Below are 5,954 nucleotides of genomic sequence, written 5' to 3'. Positions count from 1 at the left end.
GCGTGACAGTTATGCCGATATCGGCATAACACGCATTATGCCGGAAGTGGGATTATGCCGCATGGCCGAGTGCGGTGGCTGGTTTGCCGAGGTTCGGCCATGCAGCGGTTCGGCATATTCAGAGCGATTCCAGGAAGGCGAGCAACTCGTCGTTAGGACGATACCGCCCCGGATGCGTTTCCGGGTTGGCGACCTGAGCGAGCGCTTTTTCCTTCAGCCGCATGTCGGCGTGGATATAGATTTGAGTGGTCTCCACGGATTCATGCCCGAGCCAGAGGGCGATTACAGACTGGTCGACGCCATGGTGCAGCAGTTCCATCGCAGTGCTGTGGCGCAGCGTGTGTGGCGTGACTCGCTTGCCGGCGAGGCTCGGGCAAGCTCGTGATGCCGTCAGGCAATGCTTCCGCACCAGATGCTCCAAAGCATCCCGGCTGAGTTGCTCGCCTCGGATTGACGGGAACAATGGCCCGTCGCTGTCGCGGCGTTCGCCTACCCAGACCTGGATCAGTTTCGCCGTATCGCGACGAAGGGGTGTGCTTCGTTCTTTTCGCCCCTTGCCGATGCAGCGGATGTGAGCGCCGGTGCCGAGAACCACGTCTTTGCAGCGCAGGTTGACCAGTTCGGACGCCCTTAGCCCGGTCTGGAGTGCAAGCACCAGCAGGACGTGATCTCGCCGCCCGACCCAGGTCGTTCGATCCGGCGCGGCCAGCAGCGCCGCTATCTCATCAGCGTCGAGGAATGTGACGCTGCGCTTCACATATCGCTTGTTCGGCATGGAGAGAATGCGCTGGCAATGAAGCAACCAACCCGGGTCGGTCAATGCGACGTATCGGAAGAATGACCGGATGGCTGCAAGACGCGTATTGCGGGTGCGGGCCGTGTTGCCGCGCGCCGTTTCCATATGGGTCAGGAAGTCGGCGACGAGATCGGCATCGAGATCTTCGATCGTGAGCTTTGTGGGCGGCTTTCCACATCGTGAACTTGCATATCGGACCAGCAGCCGGAATGTGTCCCGGTAGCCAGCGACGGTGTGGCGGCTCGCTTCCATTTGCGTGCAGAGCCGGTCAGTGAAGAAGCGCTGGATCAGCGTGGGGAAGTTGGTCGCCTTCATCGACCTTCCTCCGCCGCCGCGCCTGTTATTCGAGCGGAGGCCAGTTCCAGCAGTTCCGGGACCGCTTCCAGATACCAGTATGTGTGGGCGGTGTTTGCATGACCGAGCCATGTCGTAAGCTTGATCATCTCGCGACCGACGTCTTTGCCCGACCGATACCAACTCAGCATGGTCTGCACCGCGAAGGTGTGACGAAGATCATGGATGCGCGGGCCACGGCCGTGCCGAAGATAAAGCTGCCGCTCTCGCAGCCCGATCTTCTGGCATACATGTGCGAAGTTGTAGCGCGCACCGCAGTCGCCAAGACGACGCCCCTCACAGGTCACGAAGAACGCTTCCGGCCTGCGCCCGAGCAGCCGGTCCCGCTCGCGACTATAGCTTTCCAGCCGTTCCACGACGCTCGGGTCCAGCGGCAGCAACCGCTCCTTGCCGAGCTTGCCCTGCCGGACATGAAGCACACCGGATTCGACATCGAGATCGGCAGGATCGAGACCGAGAGCTTCGCTGATGCGGAGCCCCGTCACGGCGATCAGACCGAACAGCGTCGAGCACGTCAGGCCGCGCATCCCGTAGGTCGATGGCAGCGATCGCGCATGCTCGATGATCGCAACGATTTCGGCGTCACTATAAATATATGGATGCACACGTTGAACGCGACCGGGCACCAATCCCCGGGGCGGGGCCTCGTGCCTGGGATCCTGTCCATGCAGCCACTCGGCGAACTGGCGGGCCACCCTGAAGCGTGTTGCCCGTGTTCCGGGACTTGCAGAGGGAAGGCTTTCGAGCCAGCGCATGATCAGGTTGGCGCTGACGTGCAGCGCGCCGTCGCTGTCGGCGAAGGTGACGAAGCGGCGTAATATCCGTCCATCCGTGGTCATTGCAGTGCCGAGCTGTCGTCTGACGGTCAGATAGCAGTCCATTTCGGCAAGGAAGCTCATCGTGCCACCTCCGCAACAGGCCAAGGCTGGGCAATGGAGCGCAGCCCGTCCGTATCGAGCTTGGCGTAGATCATCGTCGTCGCCCGCGATCGATGCCGCAGCAGATCGCCGATCTCTTCCAATGACGCACCGGCGCGAACCATGTTCGTCGCCAGGCTGTGGCGCAGAACATGCGATCCCACATAGGGTGTCGGGGGCTTCACGCCCGTCGCCGCGAACGCCTCCTTCAATATCGTGTTGATGACCTGGCTGTCCTTGAACGGACGGTTGGGCGCTCGATGCGTCACGAACAACATGCGCGTGGTCGCTGAAGTTCGCTCCTCCTGTAAATACCGAATGATGGCTTCGCCGACGTCCGGCGGGATTGGCAACCGGTCATGTTGCTGCCCTTTTCCACGAACCATCAGTTCGCCGGCGCGCCAGTCGATGTCATCCAACTGGATCGCGATAATCTCCGGCGCACGCAGGCCGAGACGAGCCATCAGCAACAGCATGGCGTAGTCGCGGGCACCACGCCGCGGATTGGTGCGCACCGACGCGACGACGGCCTCCACCTCATCAGGCGACAGATAACGAGGGAGCCTCGCGCCCCAAGGTTTGTGGACTCTGGGGACGCAGAGCGAGAGGTTGGTCGTCGTGAGGCCCTGGGCGAACAGATACTGGAAGAAGCTGCGCAGATGCGTGGCCGGCGTCTTGTCGCGGAACGGGCGCTTGCGTGAGAGAAGGTGCTCCATGAACGCCACGACATCCCGCACGTTCAGCGCCGGCAGGTCGAGCACATTGTCGCCGAAGCGATGGTCGAGAAAGCGATCCGCGAACCGGAGCACGTGATAGATCGTACGCGGGCTGAGACCGCGTTGCCGCAGAAGATAGGTTTCGAAGTTGCTCAGCAGCTCTGCGCGCTCGGCCTGCGCAGGTGTCAGCGGCGGTCGTGTCGCCACGCCGATTTCAATCAGATGCGCGACGAACAGCCTGGCAAGATTGGGAACCTTGATCTGGCTCTGCGGTGTCGCTGGCAATCGACATCCCAATTCAACAGCAAGATCTGGCGTCAACGCCGACGGTGCAATGGCCTCGTCATCGAGCAAGCGACCGAAGCGTCGAAGCAAATAACGATAATTTTTCAGCGTATCCGGTTTGTAGTTTCTGGACGCAAGGCTTTCTTCGAATGATGCGAGATACTGATCAAGGCATGTATGATCGGATTTTTCCATTTCTGTGCTCCATGTTGGTGGAGCAATGAACTTCGCGCCAAATCCCCGCTTTGTGACCAGTCGATCTTCATCTGAGGGCACGTGCGGCCAAGACAATATTTCGACGTCACCTCTTCAACGCTGACCCGCATATAGAGTTCTTGACGTGGCTGCCCGGACTTTCGTATCTAAAATTATGGGGATTGCGAGCTCCCCACGAGGCGCCAGCCGAAGATCGCGTTCCTGTTCAACCCCGGCCACGGAGGAACGCACATGCCTGCGCCCAATGCCATTTCGTTCGATAAACTCACCCGCATCATCGGAACCCCTCGAGCGCCGCTCTTGCTCGACGTGCGGTCCGAGGAGGATTTCGCGACCGATCCACGGTTGCTCCCTGGCGCCGCCCGGATCGATGACCAGGCGCTCGCCGCGCTCGCGTCACAACTCGGTGGGCAGCCGTCCATTGCCGTCTGTCAGGCCGGCCACCGGCGCAGCCAGGGCACGGCTGCCTGGCTTCGCGCCGAAGGCTGCTCCTCGGAATATCTCGAGGGCGGGTTCGATGCTTGGCGAGCGGCCGGACTCCCGTTGATCGATCCAGGCAAGTTGCCGGCGCGCGATGCGCAGGGCCGTACCATTTGGGTCACCCGCTCCCGCCCCAAAATCGACCGCATCGCCTGTCCTTGGTTGATCCGGCGCTTTCTCGATCCCCGTGCGATCATCCTGTTCGTTGCCCCCGCCGAAGTGGTGGGCGTCGCCGAGCGCTACAATGCCGCGCCCTTCGACATCGAGGGCGTGTTCTGGAGCCATCGGGGCGAGCTCTGCACCTTCGATGTGATGCTGGCCGAGTTCGGCCTAGGCATTCCCGCCCTCGACCGCCTGGCCGCCATCGTTCGCGGAGCCGATACCGCTCGGATGGACCTCGCACCCGAAGCCGCCGGTCTGCTTGCCGCTTCGCTCGGCCTGTCGCGGATGTATTCCGACGATCTGGAACAACTAGAGGCCGGGATGCTCCTCTATGACGCCTTTTATCGATGGGCACGGGACGCGACCGACGAGACCCATAACTGGCCCACTAACAAGCCGAAGGCAGAATGATGCAGGACCGCGCATATCCAACCCTTGGTGCGGCCACCCGCATCTGGGCCCGCATTGGCCTGCTGAGCTTTGGCGGCCCCGCAGGACAGATCGCGCTCATGCATCGCATCCTCGTCGAAGAACAGCGCTGGCTGGGTGAGAAGCGGTTCCTTCATGCGCTCAACTACTGCATGCTGCTGCCGGGGCCGGAAGCCATGCAACTCGCCGTCTATATCGGCTGGCTGATGCATCGCACCCTCGGCGGCATCATCGCGGGCGTCCTCTTCGTGCTGCCGGGCGTCGTGGCGATCATGGCACTCAGCTGGGTCTATGCGCTTTACGGCAATGTCGGGCCAGTCGAAGCTTTGTTCTTCGGGCTCAAGGCCGCGGTGCTGGCCATCGTGGTGCAGGCGGTCATCCGGATCGGCTCGCGTGCACTGAAGAACGGGGCGATGGTCACCATCGCCGCCGCCGCCTTCGTAGCGATCTTTGGCTTCGCCATCCCTTTCCCGCTCATCATCCTGATTGCTGGCTTGATCGGGTTCTTCGGCGCCCGTGCGGGTCTGCCTGCATTTCATGGTGGCGGCGGACACGGCAAGGTGGGCAAGGTCCAGGTCGATGACGCCGACACCCTCCTCGGCGAAGAATCGCCGGCTCACACGCAGGTCAACCGAGGGTGGGCGTTTCGCGTCTCGGCAGCGTTCCTCGTGCTCTGGTTGGTCCCGGTCGCCCTGCTGTTCGCCGTCTTCGGTCCGGCCAACGTTTTTGCCCAGATCGCAGGCTTTTTCAGCGTCATGGCCGTGGTGACCTTCGGTGGCGCTTATGCGGTCCTTGCCTATGTCGCGCAGGAGGCAGTTCAGAACTACGGCTGGCTCGCCCCCGGCGAGATGCTGGACGGGCTCGGCATGGCCGAGACTACGCCCGGGCCCCTAATCATGGTGACGCAGTTCGTGGGCTTCATGGGAGCCTTCCGCGATGCGGGCGGACTGTCGCCGTTGATGGCGGGAACGCTGGGCGGGCTGCTGACGACATGGGTTACGTTCACACCCTGCTTCCTCTGGATATTCCTAGGTGCCCCGTTCATCGAGCGCTTGCGCGACAACAAAGTGCTGACAGCAGCCCTGACGGCGATCACGGCCGCCGTCGTGGGGGTGATCATGAATCTTGCGGTCTGGTTCGGTCTGCATGTTGTTTTCGATGAGGTGCAGACGATCACGTCTTTCGGCCTCGATCTCGATGTGCCCGTCTGGTCCACAATGAACCTGTCTGCTGCGGCGTTGGTCCTTGCCGCGCTTGTCGCGGTTTTCCGCTTCAAGCTCGGCCCAGTGACGGTTCTCGCCGGGTGCGCAGCGGCTGGTCTGGTTCTTGGGGTGGCCAACATTGCATAACGGTGATCCGCTCTCGCGATCCAAGTGAGAGCCAAAGGGCCCATGACGAGATTGATAAGGGGACAACGCCGCATTTCGTCAAAGCCCCACCCGGACAATCGGATCGTGGGCACGCTAACCCCTAACCGAATTCCTCAGCTCCCTTGAGTTTCGTTTGGGCGTCGGTTTATGCCGAGCGCAAAGAGGACTTTGGCCTGCAATTACAGCAGAGCGCTTGCGAAGTCGGCATAATCCCACTTCCGGCATAATG

General features: G+C 61.8%; 5 protein-coding genes. 2 read left to right on the top strand and 3 right to left on the bottom strand.

The annotated features are described in order from the left end of the window. Positions 1 to 118: 118 nt before the first annotated feature. From IT41_RS18785 to IT41_RS18775, 3 genes are read right to left on the bottom strand one after another with little or no spacing between them, the layout of a single operon-like run. A complete protein-coding gene (locus IT41_RS18785) occupies positions 119 to 1,111 on the bottom strand; it encodes a tyrosine-type recombinase/integrase (protein ID WP_036744228.1) in 993 nt (330 codons plus the stop codon). Next, complete coding sequence (locus IT41_RS18780; RefSeq protein WP_036744226.1) at positions 1,108 to 2,049, bottom strand: tyrosine-type recombinase/integrase; 942 nt, start codon at positions 2,047 to 2,049, stop codon at positions 1,108 to 1,110. Before IT41_RS18780 ends, IT41_RS18785 begins: the two co-directional genes overlap by 4 nt. Then, on the bottom strand, positions 2,046 to 3,263 hold the full coding sequence (locus IT41_RS18775; RefSeq protein ID WP_036744225.1) for a tyrosine-type recombinase/integrase: 1,218 nt from the start codon (positions 3,261 to 3,263) through the stop codon (positions 2,046 to 2,048). The genes IT41_RS18780 and IT41_RS18775 overlap by 4 nt, the downstream gene beginning before the upstream one ends. Before the next feature lie 252 nt (positions 3,264 to 3,515). On the opposite strand from IT41_RS18775, the gene IT41_RS18770 reads away from it, so the two are divergent. After that, positions 3,516 to 4,337, top strand: a complete 822-nt coding sequence (locus IT41_RS18770; RefSeq protein WP_036744223.1) for a chromate resistance protein ChrB domain-containing protein — start codon at positions 3,516 to 3,518, stop codon at positions 4,335 to 4,337. After that, positions 4,334 to 5,704: a chromate efflux transporter gene (gene chrA, locus IT41_RS18765; protein WP_231564840.1), complete on the top strand. Its 1,371-nt coding sequence runs from the start codon at positions 4,334 to 4,336 to the stop codon at positions 5,702 to 5,704. The genes IT41_RS18770 and chrA overlap by 4 nt, the downstream gene beginning before the upstream one ends. Positions 5,705 to 5,954: the final 250 nt, after the last annotated feature.

The sequence above is a fragment of the Paracoccus halophilus genome, assembly GCF_000763905.1.
In the GTDB taxonomy this organism is placed as follows: domain Bacteria; phylum Pseudomonadota; class Alphaproteobacteria; order Rhodobacterales; family Rhodobacteraceae; genus Paracoccus; species Paracoccus halophilus.
Note: the sequence above shows the minus strand (reverse complement) of the source record. Positions and strands in the feature narration are given on the sequence as shown.

Excerpts from the sequence above, each read along its gene's own strand:
- IT41_RS18785 (WP_036744228.1), bottom strand. The coding sequence starts at position 1,111 with ATGAAGGCGACCAACTTCCCCACGCTGATCCAGCGCTTCTTCACTGAC.
- IT41_RS18780 (WP_036744226.1), bottom strand. The coding sequence starts at position 2,049 with ATGAGCTTCCTTGCCGAAATGGACTGCTATCTGACCGTCAGACGACAG.
- IT41_RS18775 (WP_036744225.1), bottom strand. The coding sequence starts at position 3,263 with ATGGAAAAATCCGATCATACATGCCTTGATCAGTATCTCGCATCATTC.
- IT41_RS18770 (WP_036744223.1), top strand. The coding sequence starts at position 3,516 with ATGCCTGCGCCCAATGCCATTTCGTTCGATAAACTCACCCGCATCATC.
- chrA (WP_231564840.1), top strand. The coding sequence starts at position 4,334 with ATGATGCAGGACCGCGCATATCCAACCCTTGGTGCGGCCACCCGCATC.